Here is a 16,203-nt window from a genome sequence, read left to right as displayed (position 1 = left end):
GCTGCGCCGCGCTTATTTGCGCAAACCGCGTCAGCGTGGGCGTGCGCAATCCGTGCACGAAGAACACAACGCCCCCCCTCCTTCCTTGGGGCAAGCCCCGTCTTGCGCACAATCCATACATATCGCTAGAGTCGGACTTTGGTCGGAAACGGGTCCGGCCACAGGGGGATATTCGAATGCCAAGCCGCGCAACGATGCGCTGGTGTCTGACCGCCATGCTGGCGTGCTCCGGCCATGCGCTGGCGTGGGACTACACGCCTGGCGCCATCCCCGGGCTGATCAGCGTGCTTGGCTTTCTGACCGCGCAAACGCAGGCGCTGGACCGCGCCATCCAGCGGTTCCCCGGCCAGCGCGAAGAGCTGATCCGCGCGCGCAACCAGTTTGACAACACCTTCCCGCAAGCGCTGGCACGCACACGCCGCCTGATCGCCGGGATTCCGCTGACGGATGATGAGCGCCAACTGTTGATCGAGCGGGCGCTCGACCTGCACCAACCCAGCGTGGCGATCTCCACGCAGACCCCGCAAACCGCCCACGCCCTGGCCCAGCGCGTAACGGACCGCGCCCAGGGCAGCCAGGACCGCCCGACGCTGCAGACGTTGCTTGCGGTGGTCTACGACGACCGGCCCGCCGAGGAATTGAGCAGCCGCTTCACGCAAAGCATCACGCTCTCTGACTGGCCGAACGCCAATGGCGCGAACGTGGCGCTGCGCTTGCCGTTTTCCTGGGAGCGCGTGCCACCCACGCCGCCGCGCAGACCTGATCCGGCGCGCGTGGCGATTGGCGCCTGGGCCAACCAGGGCGGCGCAGGGCTGTCGCGCATCGAGCTGATCGTGCGCCCCACGGAAGGCGAGCCCGAAGCTGTGCCTGACAGCCGCGAGCCCCGCTGGATGCGCGATGCCATCCGGCAGGCCGTGGCGCTGCCCTGCCGGATGACAGGCTGGGGCACACAGTCATTCGGCGGGCGCCCCGGCATCTGGGCCAGCTACATCGGCGATGCCCCCGGCCCGCACGCGCCGCGCGCCACGAGCAACACGTTCATCGGTCGCGTCTATATCGTCCCGACCGATGGCGCACTGGTGATGCTGCACATGCAATCCCCCGCCGCCTCACCTGAACAGGCCGGTGTCCTGCGGCAGCGCTACGAGCCGCTCTGGACGGCTGTGGCCACCTCCTTCGCCGTGTCCGTGCCCAAATCCTGACGGCACGCGCACCATCCGCGCGCACATCGCGGACCATTCGCACCAAATCAAGGCAGAAACGCACCGAAAGCGGGCTCAAGTTGGGCCGCGTTCGGACTCACTGGGCGAGCGCACGGCCGTGGTGCGCCAATTCGCGCTTCTGCACAGAGTTGGAACAACTTTTGCATCTGTCGGCGGCTTTTGCGTCATTTAAGGGCATCCTGCACTTGAACGGCGCTGGTCCCAACCCGCACGACAACCATAATGAACACCATCAAAACCGGGGGCGACGCGCTCTTCATCCTGCTGGGCGCGATCATGGTGCTGGCCATGCATGCCGGCTTCGCGTTCCTTGAGCTGGGCACCGTCCGCAAGAAGAACCAGGTCAATGCGTTGGTCAAGATCCTGGTCGACTTTGCCGTGTCGACCATCGCGTATTTCTTCATCGGCTATTCCGTGGCGTATGGCGTCAACTTCTTCACCGGCGCCGATGTGCTCGCGCAGCAAAACGGCTACGAGCTGGTGAAGTTCTTCTTCCTGCTGACGTTCGCGGCGGCCATCCCGGCCATCATCTCGGGCGGCATTGCCGAGCGCTCGCGCTTCGAGCCGCAACTGGCGGCGACCTTCGTGCTGGTGGGCTTCGTCTACCCGTTCTTCGAAGGCATTGCCTGGAACCAGCGCTTCGGCATCCAGCACTGGCTGCAGACCACGACGGGCGCGGAATTCCACGACTTTGCCGGCTCGGTGGTGGTGCACGCGGTGGGCGGCTGGATTGCGCTGCCGGCGGTGCTGCTGCTGGGCGCGCGCCATGGCCGCTACAAGGACGACGGCCGCATCGCCGCACATCCTCCCTCGAACATCCCGTTCCTGGCGGCCGGTGCGTGGGTGCTGGCGGTGGGCTGGTTCGGTTTCAACGTGATGAGCGCACAGACGCTGGACAAGATGAGCGGGCTGGTCGCCATCAACTCGCTGATGGCCATGGTGGGCGGCACGCTCACCGCGTGGTGGATAGGCAAGAACGACCCGGGCTTCTCGTACAACGGCCCGTTGGCAGGTCTCGTGGCGGTGTGCGCAGGGTCTGACGTGATGCATCCGCTGGGCGCACTTGCCACCGGTGGTATCGCTGGCGTGCTGTTCGTGTGGATGTTCACACGCGTGCAGAACGTCTGGCGCATCGACGACGTGCTCGGCGTGTGGCCGCTGCACGGGCTGTGCGGTGCGTGGGGCGGGATTGCAGCCGGCATCTTCGGGCTGAAGGCGCTGGGTGGCCTGGGCGGCGTGTCGTTCTGGGCGCAGGTGGCGGGCACCGCGGGCGGCATCGTGATCGCGCTGATTGGCGGCACGGTGGTGTACGGCGTGCTGCGCAAGCTGGTGGGCCTGCGGCTGGATCGCGAGGCCGAGTTCATGGGGGCCGACCTGGCCATCCACCGCGTGTCGTCCACACCAGAGAGCGAGACGCACTGGTAACACCGGCGGATGGCGTGCCGGCAATATCCGGCACGGGCCAACACGGAAGGCGGTCTTCCACTAGAGTGAGAGAGCGCCCCGCACCAGCGGGGCCGCATCCTTCGACGCAGGAGCACCGCATGCCCGATACCGCACTCGCATCCCCCATCATTGTTGAAGCCAATCCGCGTCGCGTCACGGTCACGTTCAACGGCCACACCATCGCCGACACGCGCGCCGCGCGCACGCTGCGTGAGCGCTCGCTCCCGCCCGTGCTGTACATCCCGCGCGACGACGTGCGGATGAACCTGCTGGAGCGGACCCAGCATCACACCCAATGCCCGTACAAGGGGCAGGCGTCTTACTACACCATCGTGGCCGGCGACGAACGCGCCACCAATGCGGTCTGGACGTACGAGCACCCCATTCCGGCAGCCGAAGCCGTGGCCGGCATGCTCGCGTTCTATCCGAACATCGTGACCATTACCGAGGCGTGAGCATTGCGCGTTGGGCGTTGACACGCCGGTGTCACGCGCACAGCGCAGGATGTGCTCGTTCCTCTTCTCACGGATCCTCATCCGTGAAAGTTCTGAGCCCGGCGCGGGAGTCACCTGTGGCCGGGTATTTTTTTGGGCAGGCGCCGGTACGGCCCTCGCCCGATCACGGTCGTTTGGTGAATTTGACACCGGTACAGACTCCCTGCCGTCGGTTCGAAAGCCCAGTACGCCGACATTGCAAACCCGCCTAGACCATGCGCAAGAACGCGAGTGCAAGTCGCAAGAAAGCCGACCGCAGCATCACCACGTTACTGTTTCCGGGCGAGCACTGACTGCAGATGTGTCCATTGACCGGAGCGCTTTAGAACTGCTTGCCAATGGACACGCCGGCAGTATCCTCGGCCAGGCGGACATTGGCGTTGCCGCCCCCGAATGCTGCCGGAATGGAGTTCGCGCCGTTGACCGTCTTTCTGAACGCGTGCCCGTAGAACACGCTGATTGAAGTCTTGCTGTCGGTCATCCAGGTGGCACCGATCGTTGCTTGATCTTGCACAACACCCGGCGCCAGGATATTCAGAAACGTCTCGGTGGATGCCACAGGCTGGGTCGAATGACTGTAGCCGGCGCGCAGCGTCAGATGGCTGTTGAATTCGTAGCTGGTGCCGACCTTTATCACGTTCGTATTGCGCCAACCGAAACCCGGGCCGTTTGCAGAACCGAGCGGATTTCCCGCGAACAGATTGGCGAGAGGATTGGCGATTGAATTCACATCGCCGTACAAGATCCTCTGGAAATCGGCAGCCACGGTCCAGGCGGGCGTCACCTTATACGAAATGCCAACACCAAAGTTCTCGGGAATATCGAAAGATCCACCATCCGCAAAAAGACCTCGGTATTTGTCAAAGCGGCCGTGAATCTTCGACGCCCACGTCACGCCAATGGTGAGAGCAGGTGTGATCTGGCCGGTGTAACCGAGGTGCACGCCGACCCCTACCGTCGAGTCGGCCCCCTTGTCAGTGACGTTGTCTGGTGCGACCGACATGCGGGCAAACGGCTGGAGACCGCTCGCTGTGAAGCGCTGATACGCGAAGTTCAGACCCAAGCCAAATGCGTGCCGATCTAACAGCTTGTAGGCAATCGTCGGCGAGAGAAACACCTGTGCCAGGTCGACCCCAGCAGATCCAGTGGCACCGAACGCTCTATACGGGTTGTTCGCGTAGCCGGTATCGAGCCCGCCGTTTGCATAAAGCGCTAAGCCTGCATAGATATCCGGAAGAACCCGGTAAGTGACGCCGAACTCCGGAATCGCAAAGACCGAACGGTTGTTGCCATCGTAGTGACCATTGACACCAAAGCCGTTACCCGTGACGTCTGTCCCCCGCTTGGGGAAGAAAAGGCTGATGTCGCCATCGACGCGGTTGCCCACAAAAGCGATGCCGGCAGGGTTGGCCGCTGCAGCCAGCGAATCTTGTGGCAAGCCGATGCCCACGCCCGCCATGCCTTGGGAAGAAATCCCATAGCCGTTGGAAAAATAGCCGTTCGTGGCCCACGCAACGGCTGGCGTTGTCAGTGTGACAGCCAGCAACGCGCGAGCGATCCTCCGCAAACTCATATGCTCCCCCGAAGACCGATTGATATAGGTAATGGGGACACAGAGTAGCCATCGCGACTGGCGCAACGAACGAACCTTTTCCTCAAAGGTTATGACGAAGACGCGTGTACGTCCTGGTCTCGCATGTTCAGCGAGTTGCGCAACGCCAATCCGTGGTCGGCGGCATATCTGACCGATGCCTCCAGTTGGCGCCGGAGGTGGCCTCCCCCCTGAGTTGGTCAGCGGTCGAGAAGCGAATAAAGGAGTACGCTACCGGCACAAAATAACCCGTTGGAAAATGTGCCCTGAAGATGGTATCTACCGGATTGTCAAATTGAACAGATAAGTCATGCTGGACTTCCGCACCTACGGCCTGGCCGCTCCGCCTCACGCACATGACTTTGTGCAAGTCGTGATGCCCGCGCGCGGCGTGCTGGAGATGGACGTGGACGGCCGCGGCGGCTGCGTCGATGTGCACCACGCCGCGCTCATCCCCGCCGATGCCACACATGCCTTCGAAGCTGCCGGGACGAATACCTTCATCGTGCTGGACGTCGCCGCGCAAGCCGTTGAGGCGCCTGACCTGCGTGGCCTGGCCGACCGCGTGTTCTTCCCGCTCACCCCCGGGCTGCGCGCGCTGACGGCGTGGTTGCAGAGCGCACATGCGCCCTACGCACCATCGGCCGGCCCCGTAGTCGATGCCACCCTGGCAAACGCGTGGTCGACCCTCGCGCTGGCGACGCTGGCCGCGCATCCGGCCAATCAATCGACGCAGTTGCGCGCACGCACCGACGCGCGCGCGGAGCAAACCTGGCGCACCATCGATCAGCGCTATGCCGATCTGCTGACCCTCGACGAACTCGCTGCCGATGTGGGCCTGAGCACGCGGCGCCTTGCCACGCTGTTCCGTGCTGCATACGGCACCACGCTGCACGCACGCCTGGCGGCGGTACGACTGCACCACGCGTTGTCGCTGCTCGAAACCACCTCGTTGCCCATCGCCGAAGTTGCCGCACGCACCGGCTACTACGACCAGAGCGCGCTCACGCGTCACCTCAAGGCCACGCACGGCATCACGCCTGCGGCTGTGCGGCGCGGCTGAATCGCCCCCTCTCGTTTCCATTTCCGTTTTTGCCTAAGCGCGGCCGTCTTCACCAAGACGGATGACACGCGCACGCGCAGAGTGCCGGTTCGATTGATCTTCCGGACCAGGCTCTCCACATGGCTGTTGGCGACACCTCCACCGCACCACACCTCGTGCAGGCGCAGCACGACGCACGGCGCGACCACCTCATGGGCCTGGGCTGTGGCGTGGCCGCGGGCGCCCTGTGGGGGATCATCTTTGTGGCGCCCAAGATGCTGCCGCAGTTCTCGCCCCTGGCGCTGTCGGCGGCGCGGTATGTGCTGTATGGCGTGCTCTCTCTGGCGCTGGCCTTGCCTGTGTGGCGCACGCTGTGGCGCAAGACGACACGGCGTGATTGGGTGGCGCTGCTGGTGCTGTCGTTGCCGGGCAACCTGCTGTACTACCTGTGCGTGGCGGGTGGCGTGCAGCGTGCGGGCGTGGCGCCGGTGTCGTTGATTGTCGGGCTGCTGCCGGTGACGGTCACCCTGGCCGGCGCGGCGGAACACGGCAGCTTGCCGTTGCGGCGGTTGGCGCTGCCGCTGCTGATGGCGGTGGCGGGGGTGGTGTGCATCTACCTGGATGCGCCGGCCATGCGTGCGGATGCCGGTGGCAGCACGTACCTCATCGGCTTGCTGATGGCGGCTGGGGCGTTGGCGTGCTGGACGGTGTATGCGGTGTGCAATGCGCGGTATTTGCGCAAACACCCGCAGTTCACGAGTCGGGAATGGTCCCTGCTGACGGGCATTGCGACGGGGGCGCTGTCGTTGGTGCTGGCGGTGCCGGCATTTCTGATGCCGGGAATGGCGACGGCGTCTGCTCAGCCGGCATCGGCGTGGGTGCTGTTCTGGTTGATCAATGCAGGGGTGGCATTGGGGGCATCAGTGCTTGGCAACAGCCTGTGGAATGCGGCCAGCCGGAAGCTGCCTTTGACGTTATCCGGGCAGATGATTGTGTTTGAGACGGTGTTTGCGCTGCTGTACGGATTTGTTTATGAGGCACGCTTGCCTCATGGGTTGGAGGTGGTGGCTGCGGTTTTGTTGGTGAGTGGGGTGGCATTGGCTGCTCGGCGGCATGTTTAGGTTTTTTTGTTGGTGGTTCATCCCTTGTTTCATCCCCTGCCGGGGCCGAAACAGCAGCAAACCACCAACACCAAAACCCCAACCGCAAAAAAACCAATCTCCCCCGTTTGACGCCCCCAAAATTTCATGGATAACTGGTGGCTCATTCCCAACAACAAAGAGACCCCACCATGACCCTCCACACTTGGCTCGCCTTCATCGGCGCCAGCATCATCATCCTGCTGATCCCCGGCCCCACCATCCTGCTGGTGATTGGAGATTCGCTGGCCAACCGTGGCCGCTCGGCGTGGAGCACGGTGGCCGGCGTGGCCGCCGGTGACACCACCGCCATGGCTGTGTCCCTGGCCGGTGCGGGCGCCCTGCTCGCCGCGTCCGCCACGGCATTCACGGTGCTCAAGCTCATCGGCGGTTCGTACCTCGTCTACCTGGGCATCAAGTCGATCCTCAGCGCCCGCCGCCTGCGCGATGACGCACCGGAAGCCACCATCCCCGTGCAGCAGAAGTCCGGGGGCCGCCGCTTCTTGTCCGCGTGGACGGTCACGGCGCTCAACCCCAAGAGCATCGTCTTCTTCGTCGCCTTCGTGCCGCAGTTCATGTCGGCCGACCAGACCTTCCTGTCGCAAAGCGTGATCCTGCTGCCGACCTTCGTGTGCCTGGCCGCCGCCAACGCATCGATGTACGCGCTGGCCGCCAAGCTGCTTGCCAAGCGCCTCACCAGCGTGGCCGCGCAGCGCCGCTTTGGCTACACCGGCGGCGCGGTGATGGTCGGCGCAGGCACGCTCACGCTCGGCATGCAAGCCTGATCACTGAACCCCCGATGCCCCGCAGCTACCTCCGCCCCGCGCCCACCGGCGCCCACGGCCACCACCGCGTCACCAACATCGAGCTGTTCTTCGATCTGGTGTTCGTGTTTGCCGTGACGCAGCTCTCGCACCTGCTGATCGGCAACTTCACGCTCGAAGGCGGCGCGCAGGCGCTACTGCTGATGCTGGCGGTGTGGTGGGTGTGGATCTTCACGTCGTGGGTCACCAACTGGCTCGACCCCGAGAAGCTCGCCATCCGCATCCTGATGCTGGTGCTGATGACGGCGGGGCTGCTGCTCTCCGCATCGCTGCCACAGGCGTTCGGCTCGCGCGGACTGGCGTTTGCGCTGGCCTATGTGTTCATGCAGTTCGGGCGCACGCTGTTCTTCCTGTGGGCCGTGCGCCATGAATCGTTGAGCATGCGGCGCAACTTCCAGCGCATCGGTGTGTGGCTCGGCATTTCGGCGGTGCTGTGGCTGGTGGGTGGGCTGTCGGACGTGCCCGTGCGCTGGGTGTGCTGGATCCTCGCGCTGGCCATCGAATGGATCGGCCCGTCGACGGGCTTCTACACGCCAGGCCTGGGCCGCTCGACCACCGACGACTGGAATGTGGAAGGCGGCCACATGGCCGAGCGCTGCTCGCTGTTCATCCTCATCGCGCTGGGCGAGTCCGTCACGGTGACGGGTTCGACGTTTGCCGGGCTCGACTGGAACGCCGCCAACATCGCGGCGATGGCGGTGTCGTTCATCGGCAGCCTGGCGATGTGGTGGCTGTACTTCGACACGATTGCCGAGCGCGGCGCGCACACCATGTCGCACTCGGCAGATCCAGGGCGCCTGGCGCGTCTGGCGTACACCTACATCCATGTGGTGCTGGTGGCGGGCATCATCATTGGTGCCGTGGCCGATGAGTTTGTGCTCGCGCACCCGGTGGGCCATCCGCATGCGGGCGCGGCGCTGGCGGTGCTGGGCAGCGCGGGGCTGTATCTGCTGGGCAACCTGCTGTTCAAGTGGGCGATCTTCGGGCGGGTACGCCCGGCGCATGTGGTCGGAGTGGTCGCGCTGGGAGCGGCATGGCTGGTGGCGGATGGTTGGTCTGCGCTGACGGTGTCCGCGCTGGCAACCGGGGTGCTGTGCGCCACCGCTGCGTGGGAGTGGTATGCACGCTCGTGCGAGACGCCCGAACCCGCACAGGTGCACGGCCACTGAACCAAGTGGCCACCCAGAAATTCCGATTTCTGGTCATTACAAAAGGCCACTCACGCACCTAATCTGTCAACCAACACGACAGAAACACGAGGGCCCCGCCATGATCGACCTCTACTACTGCGCCACCCCCAACGGCCTGAAGATGGCGCTGTTCTTTGCCGAAACCGGTTTGCCGCACCGCGTCATCCCGGTGGATATCAGCCGGGGTGACCAGTTCAAGCCGGAATTCCTGGCCATCTCGCCCAACAACAAGATCCCGGCCATGGTCGATCACGACCCGGCCGAGGGGACCGAGCCCGTGGTGCTGTTCGAATCGGGCGCCATGCTGCTCTACCTGGCCGAGAAAACCGGCCAACTGATCCCGCAGGACCTGCACGGCCGCATGGAAGTACTCAAGTGGCTGTTCTGGCAGGTGGGCGGCCTGGGCCCGATGGCCGGGCAGATCGGCCACTTCAACGTGTACGCCCCCGAGCGCGTGCCCTACGCCATCGAGCGCTATACCAAAGAGACCAACCGCCTGTACGGCGTGCTCGATCGCCGCCTGGCCGATCGCCCGTACATTGCCGGTAACGACTACACGATCGCCGACATCGCGGCCTACCCGTGGATCGTGCCGCACGCCGGGCATGGGCAAGACCTGAACGACTTCCCGCACCTGCAGCGCTGGTTCGAAGCCGTCGGCGCCCGCCCGGCCACGCAGCGTGCATATGCCGGCGTAGAGCGCGCCTACTCGCGCCGCCGCGAAGACATCTCCGACGACGAGCGCGCCGTGCTGTTCGGCCAGACTGCCGACACCACCGCGCGCTGACGCCTGCGGAGCCGCGCGCTCCGCCCCTCCCCCGCTTTCCTCTTCTGACAGGAGCCGACCATGCCGGCATCGCTGTGGTGGTTGTGCCTGGGCGCGTTCGCCATCGGCACCGAAGGATTCATGATTGCCGGACTGCTGCCGACGCTCGCCGCAGACCTGGGCGTGAGCGTGCCAGCGGCGGGGCAGCTCGTCACCGTGTTTGCCGTGACGTATGCCGTGGGCTCGCCCGTGATGGCGACGCTGCTCGGCAACGTCGACCGGCGCCGCGTGCTGATCGGTGCGCTGGCGATCTTTGCGGCGGGCAACCTGCTGGCAGCCAGTGCGCACGGCTTTGGGCAGTTGATGGCGGCGCGCGTGCTGCTGGCACTGGCCGCCGGCGTATTCCTGCCGACGGCCAATGCGGTGGCGACCTCGCTGGTGCCGGCCGCCCGCAGCGGCTCGGCGCTCGCCATCATCACGGGCGGCGGTACGGTGGCGGTGGCGCTGGGCGTGCCGCTGGGCGCGTGGATTGCCGCCCAGGGCGATTGGCGTTCGACGTTCGTGGCGTGCGGCGTGTTGTCTGCGCTGGCAACCGCGGGCCTCGCCTTTGGCTTGCCGCGTGCGCTGCCGCACAGCGTGACCACGCTGGCGCAGCGCCTGAGCGTGGCGCGCCGGCCGGGCATGCTCGGTGCACTGGCCGTGTCCGCGCTGTGGGCGGCGGGCGGCTTTACGTTCTACACGTATGTCGCGCCGTTCTTTGTGCAGGGGTTGGGTTTCCAGCCGCAGCATGTGGGCATCGTGCTGTTCCTGGTGGGCAGTTTTGCAGCGCTGGGCACCGGGTTGGGCGGGCACATGACGGACCGTGCAGGCGTCGCCCGCGTGCTGGCGGTGAGCAGCGTGGGCATTGTGTTGGCGTTCTCGGTGCTGTCATTGACGGTGCAGGTACTGCATGGCGCACCGGCTGCCGCCATTGCCATCGGCGCGGTCGTGCTGTGGGGCATGGCGGGCTGGGGCTTCGGGCCGGCGCAGGCGACACGGCTGATCCGCCTCGCGCCGGAGGTGTCGCCAATCACGCTGTCATTGCATGCATCGGCGGTGTATGTGGGGATTGCGCTGGGGTCGAGCGTGGGGGCGCTGGCACTGGCCCACGGCGGGCCGGGCATGCTGGGCTGGGCGGCAGCGGCATGCCATGTGGTGGCGGTGGTGCTGTGGCGGATGGGTGCGCGGCCTACGCCGCAGACCACCCCGCCCGTTCGAAATGCGGAGCCCAGCGCTTAGGCGTCAGGCTCGTGCGACCGGGACTTCGCAGCCCGCACGACGCGCGCTGCGCCGATCCACATACGGCAGCACAAACATGACCAGCCCCGTGATCATCAACAACGCCAGCGGCAACAGCGGCGCATACGTGATCCACGCGGGCGGCGTCCCGCGCGTCATGGCGACAAAGTTGGCGATGACCGTCAGCGTGAAGGCCATCGACACCCAGCGGTGAAACTGGCGAAGTCCGGTGCGGGCGCTCATTTGGCGCCGCCAGCCGCCTGGATCATCTTCCAGCCGTTGCCGGCGGGGTCGCGAAAGCCGGCATCGACGCTGCCGAAGCGCTCGACCGGCTCCTGCGTGAACTCCACGCCGCGCTCGCGCAGTTGCTCGTAGGTGGCGCGGCAGTCCGCCACGGTCAGCACCAGCGGCGGCATCGCACCCTTGGCGACCATCGCGCGCAGCGTCTGCGCGGTGGCTTCGTCGTGGATGGGCGGCCCGGGCTGGAACAAGCCGAGCTGGAATGACGGCTGCTCCGGATGCTGCACCGTCAGCCAGCGGTACGGGCCGTTGCGCACATCGGTATGCACACGGAAACCCAGCTTGTCGACATAGAACGCCAGTGCAGCGTCCTGGTCGTCCACATACAGCCCGACTACGTTGATCCCTTGGCTCATCACCGCTCCTTGTTGTTGGTGGGTGACGGATTTGTACCCTCCGCCAGTTGGCGGCGCTTCTCCGAAACTGCTGTGACGAGGTCGGGCCGCTGCGCCGCCTTCAGCACGCAGGCGGGCACGCGGTCGAGCTGTTGCTGCGGTGCGGTGGCCTGAGCCTCGCGGCGCAGGGTGGTCGGGCTCTGCCCGGTGATGTCGCGAAAGATGCGGCCGAAGGTGCCCAGGCTCTCCCAGCCGGTGGCGAAGGCAATCTCGATGATGAGCAGGTCGGTATCACGCAGCAGCGTGGTGGCCTGCTCAATGCGGCGCGTGAGCAGGTAGCGGTGCGGCGGAATGCCGAAGGCCTGCTTGAAGGAGCGCGCGAAGTGCGCCTCCGACACCCCACTCACCTCGGCCAGCCGCTTGACGGGCCAGTCCTCGTGCGAGGCGGCGTCCATGCGGTCTTTGGCGCGCAGCAGGCGGCGCAGCAGTGCCGGGGCTTGCTGCGCATCGGCGGCGCCCGGTTCGGTGGTCGTCTTCACCGGGCGCCTCCGCGGGCCGGGTCAGGCGCGCTTGACTTCAGCGATGGCACCCGCCAGCTTGGCGATGCCCTCTTCCACCTGCGCGAGCGACGAGGTGGCATACGACAGGCGCAGCGTCGAGCGATCCGGATCGACCGCGTAGAACGCCGCCCCAGGCACGAAAGCCACACCGCGCTCGATGGCAATCTTGGCCACGTCAGCGGCATTGCGGCCCGGCAGGCGGCCCCACAGGAACATGCCGCCGCGCGGGCGGTTGAAGGTCAGTTCGCTCTCGGGCAGCAGCGCACGCAGGCCATTGGCCATGGCGTGTGCACGCTCGGCGTAGGCAGCACGCGTGCGCGGGAGCACAGTCTCCAGACGGTTGCTACGCAGATAAGCGGCCGCCGTAGCCTGCGCAAACGTGGAGGTGTGCGCATCGGCAAACTGCTTGACCATGACGGCGTTGCCCAGGAGCAGCGACGGGGCGATCATCCAGCCCACACGCAGCCCCGGCGCCATCACCTTCGACAGGCTGCCCAGATAGACCACCCGGCCCTGTGCACCTTCCGTCTGCTGGGAGAGTGCATACAGCGACGGCGGCGGCGGTGCATCGAAGTACAGCTCGCCGTACGGGTCGTCCTCGACGATCAGCAGGTTGTGGCGCACGGCCAGCTGCAGCAAGCGCTGACGGCGCTCCAGGCTCATCAGCGCGCCGTTGGGGTTGCCGAAGTTGGGGATCACGTAGAGGAACTTTGGCTTGCTGGTGGCGAGCGTCTTTTCCAGCGCATCCACATCCAGGCCGTCGGCATCGGTCGGCACGCCGGCCACCTTGGCGCCGTACAACTTGAACGCCTGGATGGCGGCCAGGAAGGTCGGCGCCTCCACCAGCACCGTGTCGCCCTCACCGATCAGCACCTTGCCCAGCAGGTCCAGGCCTTGCTGCGAGCCGGTGGTGACCAGGATGTCGGTGTTGACGATGCTGACGCCGCGCGCCTTCATCAACGTGACGATAGCCTCGCGCAGGGGCTCGAAACCTTCGGTGGCGCCGTATTGCAGCGCGCGGGCGGCATCAGCGGTGAGCGCGCTGTCGGCGGCGGCCTTCAGGCCTTCTATGTCAAACAGGGCCGAATCCGGAAAGCCGCCGGCAAACGAGATCAGGCCCGGCTTGCCGAGCACCTTGAAGAGTTCGCGGATGGCGGAGGTTTCAACGTTTTGCAGGCGCGGGGCCAGCAGCGATTGCAGGAAATCCATGGCGTGCGTGTCTCTATATGGTTCGAGTGCCCGCCACTTTACGTGATGTGCGCCGGCGCTGCATGCGAACAAGCCATCACAAGGCTGACTACAATGCCGCAGTCCATTTCCGCCCACCCCAGACAGGAGCGCAGCATGGCCGTCCGACGCATCGTCCCCAACCTGCATGCCCCCGACCCGGCGCGCGCCCGCGCGTTCTATGCCGACCTGCTCGGCCTGGAAGCCGTGATGGATCACGGCTGGATCGTCACCTTTGCCGACACCCATGCCACGATGGCACCGCAGGTCAGCATCGCCACCGAGGGCGGCTCGGGCACCCCGGTGCCGGCGCTGTCCATCGAGGTGGACGACGCCGATGCCGTGCATGCCCGCGCCCTGTCGCTGGGCCTGGAGATCGTCTACCCGCTCGTCGACGAACCGTGGGGCGTGCGGCGCTTCTATGTGCGCGATCCGTTCGGGAACGTGGTCAACATCCTCGCGCACCAGTAAGCGCGCAGCACACACAGATACGAAAACGCCCGCATGTCGGTAGACGATACGGGCGCGGATTGGCTGCGGTGACTTCGCTGCAGCTACTTCGATTTGGCCTTCGGCTTGTGCTTGCCCTTGTGCGTCTTGTGCGCCTTGGGCTTCTTGTCGATCACACGGGTGATGCCGCTGGTGGCGGGCGGGTCGCTTGCCGGGAAGGTGCCTTCCACGGCCTGCTCGATCAATTCCTCACGCTTGTGGGCGTGCGGGTGCGTCTCTTTCTTGCCGCGTTGCATGGTGGGCTCCGGTTCGCGTTGGTATTCAAGCCCACGCGAATGCCGTGCCCGCCCGGGTCAGCAGCCGGCCGTCACAGCACGCGCACCAGCACGGGGGCACCCGGCCCGACGGTCTCCACATCAAACGCCACCGGCAGGAACTTCTCGATCACGCTGAGGTTGGTCAGCAGATGCGACGAAGCCGCCACTGCGGTGAGGCTGCCGGCACCGGCCAGCGCCATCGGCAAGACAAGCTGATCGGCCAGGTATTCGTCCACCGCCGCCGTGCTTTGCAAGTAGCGCAGTGCTGCGTGGGCGACGTCCTTACCGATGGTCTCGGCCGTCACGCCGCGCTCGCCGAACCCGGTCAGCACCTCGGTGACGTGCTCGTGCACGATGTCGAGCACGAGCGCATTGCCGGGGCCTTCTGCATTGCCGAGATCGCGCACCGTGCCATCAACACCGGGCACGAGACGGCCCAGCATGTCCAGCTCCCGCCGTGCTACGCCGCCGCGCACACCTGCAACAATGCCTTCGGCACGCAGCGCCTGTTGCGCGCCGCGCTCGGTCAGATGCAGTGCATTCAGCTGGCCTGCGCACGGCGTGATCGTCGCCTGTACCTCGCCGCCGCCAGCCGGGTAGAAGCCGTGGCGCTTGAGCGCGAGCGTCTGCGTCACGCCCATGCGCGCGACCAGCGGCAGCCACGCGCGGATGAGGAAGTCGACCGGCGGCGCCGCGCGGTTGTGCGTGCCGCCGCTCACCGACACGGTGCTCGGCGCATCGGCAAACCATAGCGCGGGCAGGATGGTCTGCAGCACCAGCGTGCAGCTGCCGGCCGTGCCGATGGCGAAACGGTAGTCGCCACCACGGATGGCGCCGGGCGTGAAGCGCAGCGTCTGCGAACCGGCTTCTGCGCCTTCCACGGTGGCGCCGCTGATCTCCACAGCGGCCTGCACGGCGGTCAAATGCTGACGCAGCAGACCAGGCTTGGAACGCTTGGCGCGAATGTTGTCGATCTGGAACGGCGTGCCCGTCAGCATCGACAGCGTGAGCGCGGTGCGCAGGATTTGTCCGCCGCCCTCGCCCTGCGCGCCATCGAGTTCGATGCAGGTGGCGGGTTGCGATTGAAACTGCAATTGGGTGTTCATGGTTTGTTCTTCTTGTTCGTTTGCGCACCCGCCAGAGGGGGTGCGCGTCAGGTTGTACAGGGGGTGCGCGTCAACACGGTGTCGTAGAGGAACGCGTCCAGCGCTGTCGGATTGCCTGTCGCCTGGCGGAAATCTGCCGGCACGTCTTCCTGCGCCAGCGCCCGTTCGATAAAGGCGTGGATGCGCGGGAAGCGTGCACCGTATTCGGCCTCGCCGGATTCCATCTTGATCGCCAGCAACTGGTTGATCTCGTCGCGCAGCGCGGTGTCTCTCACCATCACGTCAGCCAGATCAGCAAAGCGCATCGGCGGGATGCCGCGCCCTTCGTCGATCCACTGCGCGGCCAGCAGGGGACGCAGCACGTACAGATACTTCTTCATGCGCACGGTCTCGCCCTGCAGATAGCCGCGAAAGTTTTTCGCCGCCATCGATACGTAGTGCCAGCGCCCCTTTCGCTCGGAGAAGAACGTCGGCGCGAGCATGCGCATGCGCTCGGCCAGCGCCGCGTCCTGGCGATACACCACCGGCGAGGCGAGCCACTCCAGCAGCGTCGGGTTGGAGCGGTGCATGAGCTGCAGCGCCTTGCGCAGTTCCCAGCCGGAGATGTCGAGCTCGTCGCTGATCGGCAGTTCGATCACGTCTCGCTGCGGCTCGACGCGCAGATACCACTCGGGTTGGTGCACGTAGACGAAGCGCACATCGTAGTCGCTGTCGGGCGAGGCAAAGCCCCAGCCGCGGCTGCCGGATTCGCAGGCGAATAGCACGCGGACGTCGTGCTGCTGCTCGATGCTGGACAGCTCCGCCAGCACGCGCTCGCGGATGGCGTCGGAGACGGGGTGGGAATACAGAAACGTCATGGTGTTCACTTGTTGTTCTTGTTGCATGAAACGCGGTCGGGCACGGCGGAAAACCACC

Annotated in this window: 18 protein-coding genes; 10 read left to right on the top strand and 8 right to left on the bottom strand. The window is 65.7% G+C overall.

Features of this window, described 5'->3' with window-relative positions; translation table 11 throughout:
- The first annotated feature begins 176 nt into the window (after positions 1 to 176).
- The 3 genes from V6657_RS00530 (at position 177) to V6657_RS00520 (ending at position 3,124) form a co-directional block, all read left to right on the top strand.
- A complete protein-coding gene (locus tag V6657_RS00530; protein ID WP_048933215.1) occupies positions 177 to 1,202 on the top strand; it encodes a hypothetical protein in 1,026 nt (341 codons plus the stop codon).
- Positions 1,203 to 1,445: 243 nt separating this feature from the next.
- Positions 1,446 to 2,648 (top strand): ammonium transporter, encoded by a 1,203-nt coding sequence (locus V6657_RS00525; RefSeq protein ID WP_048933214.1) that lies wholly within the window; start codon positions 1,446 to 1,448, stop codon positions 2,646 to 2,648.
- A gap of 119 nt (positions 2,649 to 2,767) precedes the next feature.
- Positions 2,768 to 3,124 (top strand): DUF427 domain-containing protein, encoded by a 357-nt coding sequence (locus V6657_RS00520; RefSeq protein ID WP_048933213.1) that lies wholly within the window; start codon positions 2,768 to 2,770, stop codon positions 3,122 to 3,124.
- Between the two features lie 361 nt (positions 3,125 to 3,485).
- On the opposite strand, the gene V6657_RS00515 is transcribed toward V6657_RS00520, so the two are convergent.
- On the bottom strand, positions 3,486 to 4,736 hold the full coding sequence (locus V6657_RS00515) for an outer membrane protein transport protein (RefSeq protein ID WP_048933212.1): 1,251 nt from the start codon (positions 4,734 to 4,736) through the stop codon (positions 3,486 to 3,488).
- 328 nt (positions 4,737 to 5,064) lie between these two features.
- On the opposite strand from V6657_RS00515, the gene V6657_RS00510 reads away from it, so the two are divergent.
- The 6 genes from V6657_RS00510 (at position 5,065) to V6657_RS00485 (ending at position 10,993) form a co-directional block, all read left to right on the top strand.
- Positions 5,065 to 5,817, top strand: coding sequence for an AraC family transcriptional regulator (locus V6657_RS00510; protein WP_048933211.1), 753 nt, complete (start codon positions 5,065 to 5,067; stop codon positions 5,815 to 5,817).
- 119 nt (positions 5,818 to 5,936) lie between these two features.
- On the top strand, positions 5,937 to 6,917 hold the full coding sequence (locus V6657_RS00505) for a DMT family transporter (RefSeq protein WP_048933210.1): 981 nt from the start codon (positions 5,937 to 5,939) through the stop codon (positions 6,915 to 6,917).
- A gap of 170 nt (positions 6,918 to 7,087) precedes the next feature.
- A complete protein-coding gene (locus tag V6657_RS00500; RefSeq protein ID WP_048933209.1) occupies positions 7,088 to 7,720 on the top strand; it encodes a LysE family translocator in 633 nt (210 codons plus the stop codon).
- A gap of 14 nt (positions 7,721 to 7,734) precedes the next feature.
- Entirely contained in the window at positions 7,735 to 8,928 is a 1,194-nt protein-coding gene (locus V6657_RS00495; RefSeq protein WP_048933208.1) for a low temperature requirement protein A, read from the top strand.
- Positions 8,929 to 9,028: 100 nt separating this feature from the next.
- On the top strand, positions 9,029 to 9,736 hold the full coding sequence (locus V6657_RS00490) for a glutathione binding-like protein (RefSeq protein WP_048933207.1): 708 nt from the start codon (positions 9,029 to 9,031) through the stop codon (positions 9,734 to 9,736).
- 60 nt (positions 9,737 to 9,796) lie between these two features.
- Positions 9,797 to 10,993 (top strand): MFS transporter, encoded by a 1,197-nt coding sequence (locus tag V6657_RS00485; protein WP_048933206.1) that lies wholly within the window; start codon positions 9,797 to 9,799, stop codon positions 10,991 to 10,993.
- Between the two features lie 3 nt (positions 10,994 to 10,996).
- On the opposite strand, the gene V6657_RS00480 is transcribed toward V6657_RS00485, so the two are convergent.
- The 4 genes from V6657_RS00480 to V6657_RS00465 are packed head-to-tail and all read right to left on the bottom strand — an operon-like array spanning position 10,997 to position 13,397.
- The gene (locus V6657_RS00480; RefSeq protein WP_048933205.1) at positions 10,997 to 11,236 is read right to left on the bottom strand and encodes a hypothetical protein; all 240 of its coding nucleotides are present in this window, start codon (positions 11,234 to 11,236) and stop codon (positions 10,997 to 10,999) included.
- Entirely contained in the window at positions 11,233 to 11,649 is a 417-nt protein-coding gene (locus V6657_RS00475; protein WP_048933204.1) for a VOC family protein, read from the bottom strand. The genes V6657_RS00480 and V6657_RS00475 overlap by 4 nt, the downstream gene beginning before the upstream one ends.
- Complete coding sequence (locus V6657_RS00470; protein WP_048933203.1) at positions 11,649 to 12,167, bottom strand: AraC family transcriptional regulator; 519 nt, start codon at positions 12,165 to 12,167, stop codon at positions 11,649 to 11,651. The genes V6657_RS00475 and V6657_RS00470 overlap by 1 nt, the downstream gene beginning before the upstream one ends.
- A 21-nt stretch (positions 12,168 to 12,188) precedes the next feature.
- On the bottom strand, positions 12,189 to 13,397 hold the full coding sequence (locus V6657_RS00465; RefSeq protein ID WP_048933202.1) for a PLP-dependent aminotransferase family protein: 1,209 nt from the start codon (positions 13,395 to 13,397) through the stop codon (positions 12,189 to 12,191).
- A gap of 135 nt (positions 13,398 to 13,532) precedes the next feature.
- On the opposite strand from V6657_RS00465, the gene V6657_RS00460 reads away from it, so the two are divergent.
- Positions 13,533 to 13,886: a glyoxalase superfamily protein gene (locus V6657_RS00460; protein ID WP_048933201.1), complete on the top strand. Its 354-nt coding sequence runs from the start codon at positions 13,533 to 13,535 to the stop codon at positions 13,884 to 13,886.
- Positions 13,887 to 13,969: 83 nt separating this feature from the next.
- Here the strand turns inward: V6657_RS00460 and V6657_RS00455 are convergent, their stop codons facing one another.
- The 3 genes from V6657_RS00455 to V6657_RS00445 form a co-directional block, all read right to left on the bottom strand.
- Positions 13,970 to 14,161: a hypothetical protein gene (locus V6657_RS00455; protein WP_048933200.1), complete on the bottom strand. Its 192-nt coding sequence runs from the start codon at positions 14,159 to 14,161 to the stop codon at positions 13,970 to 13,972.
- 71 nt (positions 14,162 to 14,232) lie between these two features.
- Positions 14,233 to 15,288 carry an RNA 3'-terminal phosphate cyclase gene (gene rtcA / locus V6657_RS00450; RefSeq protein ID WP_048933199.1) on the bottom strand — a complete coding sequence of 352 codons (1,056 nt, stop codon included), beginning with the start codon at positions 15,286 to 15,288 and terminating at the stop codon, positions 14,233 to 14,235.
- A gap of 47 nt (positions 15,289 to 15,335) precedes the next feature.
- Entirely contained in the window at positions 15,336 to 16,172 is an 837-nt protein-coding gene (locus V6657_RS00445; RefSeq protein ID WP_048933198.1) for a nucleotidyltransferase domain-containing protein, read from the bottom strand.
- Positions 16,173 to 16,203: the final 31 nt, after the last annotated feature.

Source organism: Ralstonia sp. RRA (assembly GCF_037023145.1).
Lineage (GTDB): Bacteria > Pseudomonadota > Gammaproteobacteria > Burkholderiales > Burkholderiaceae > Ralstonia.
This window is presented reverse-complemented; position numbering and strand designations above follow the sequence as displayed.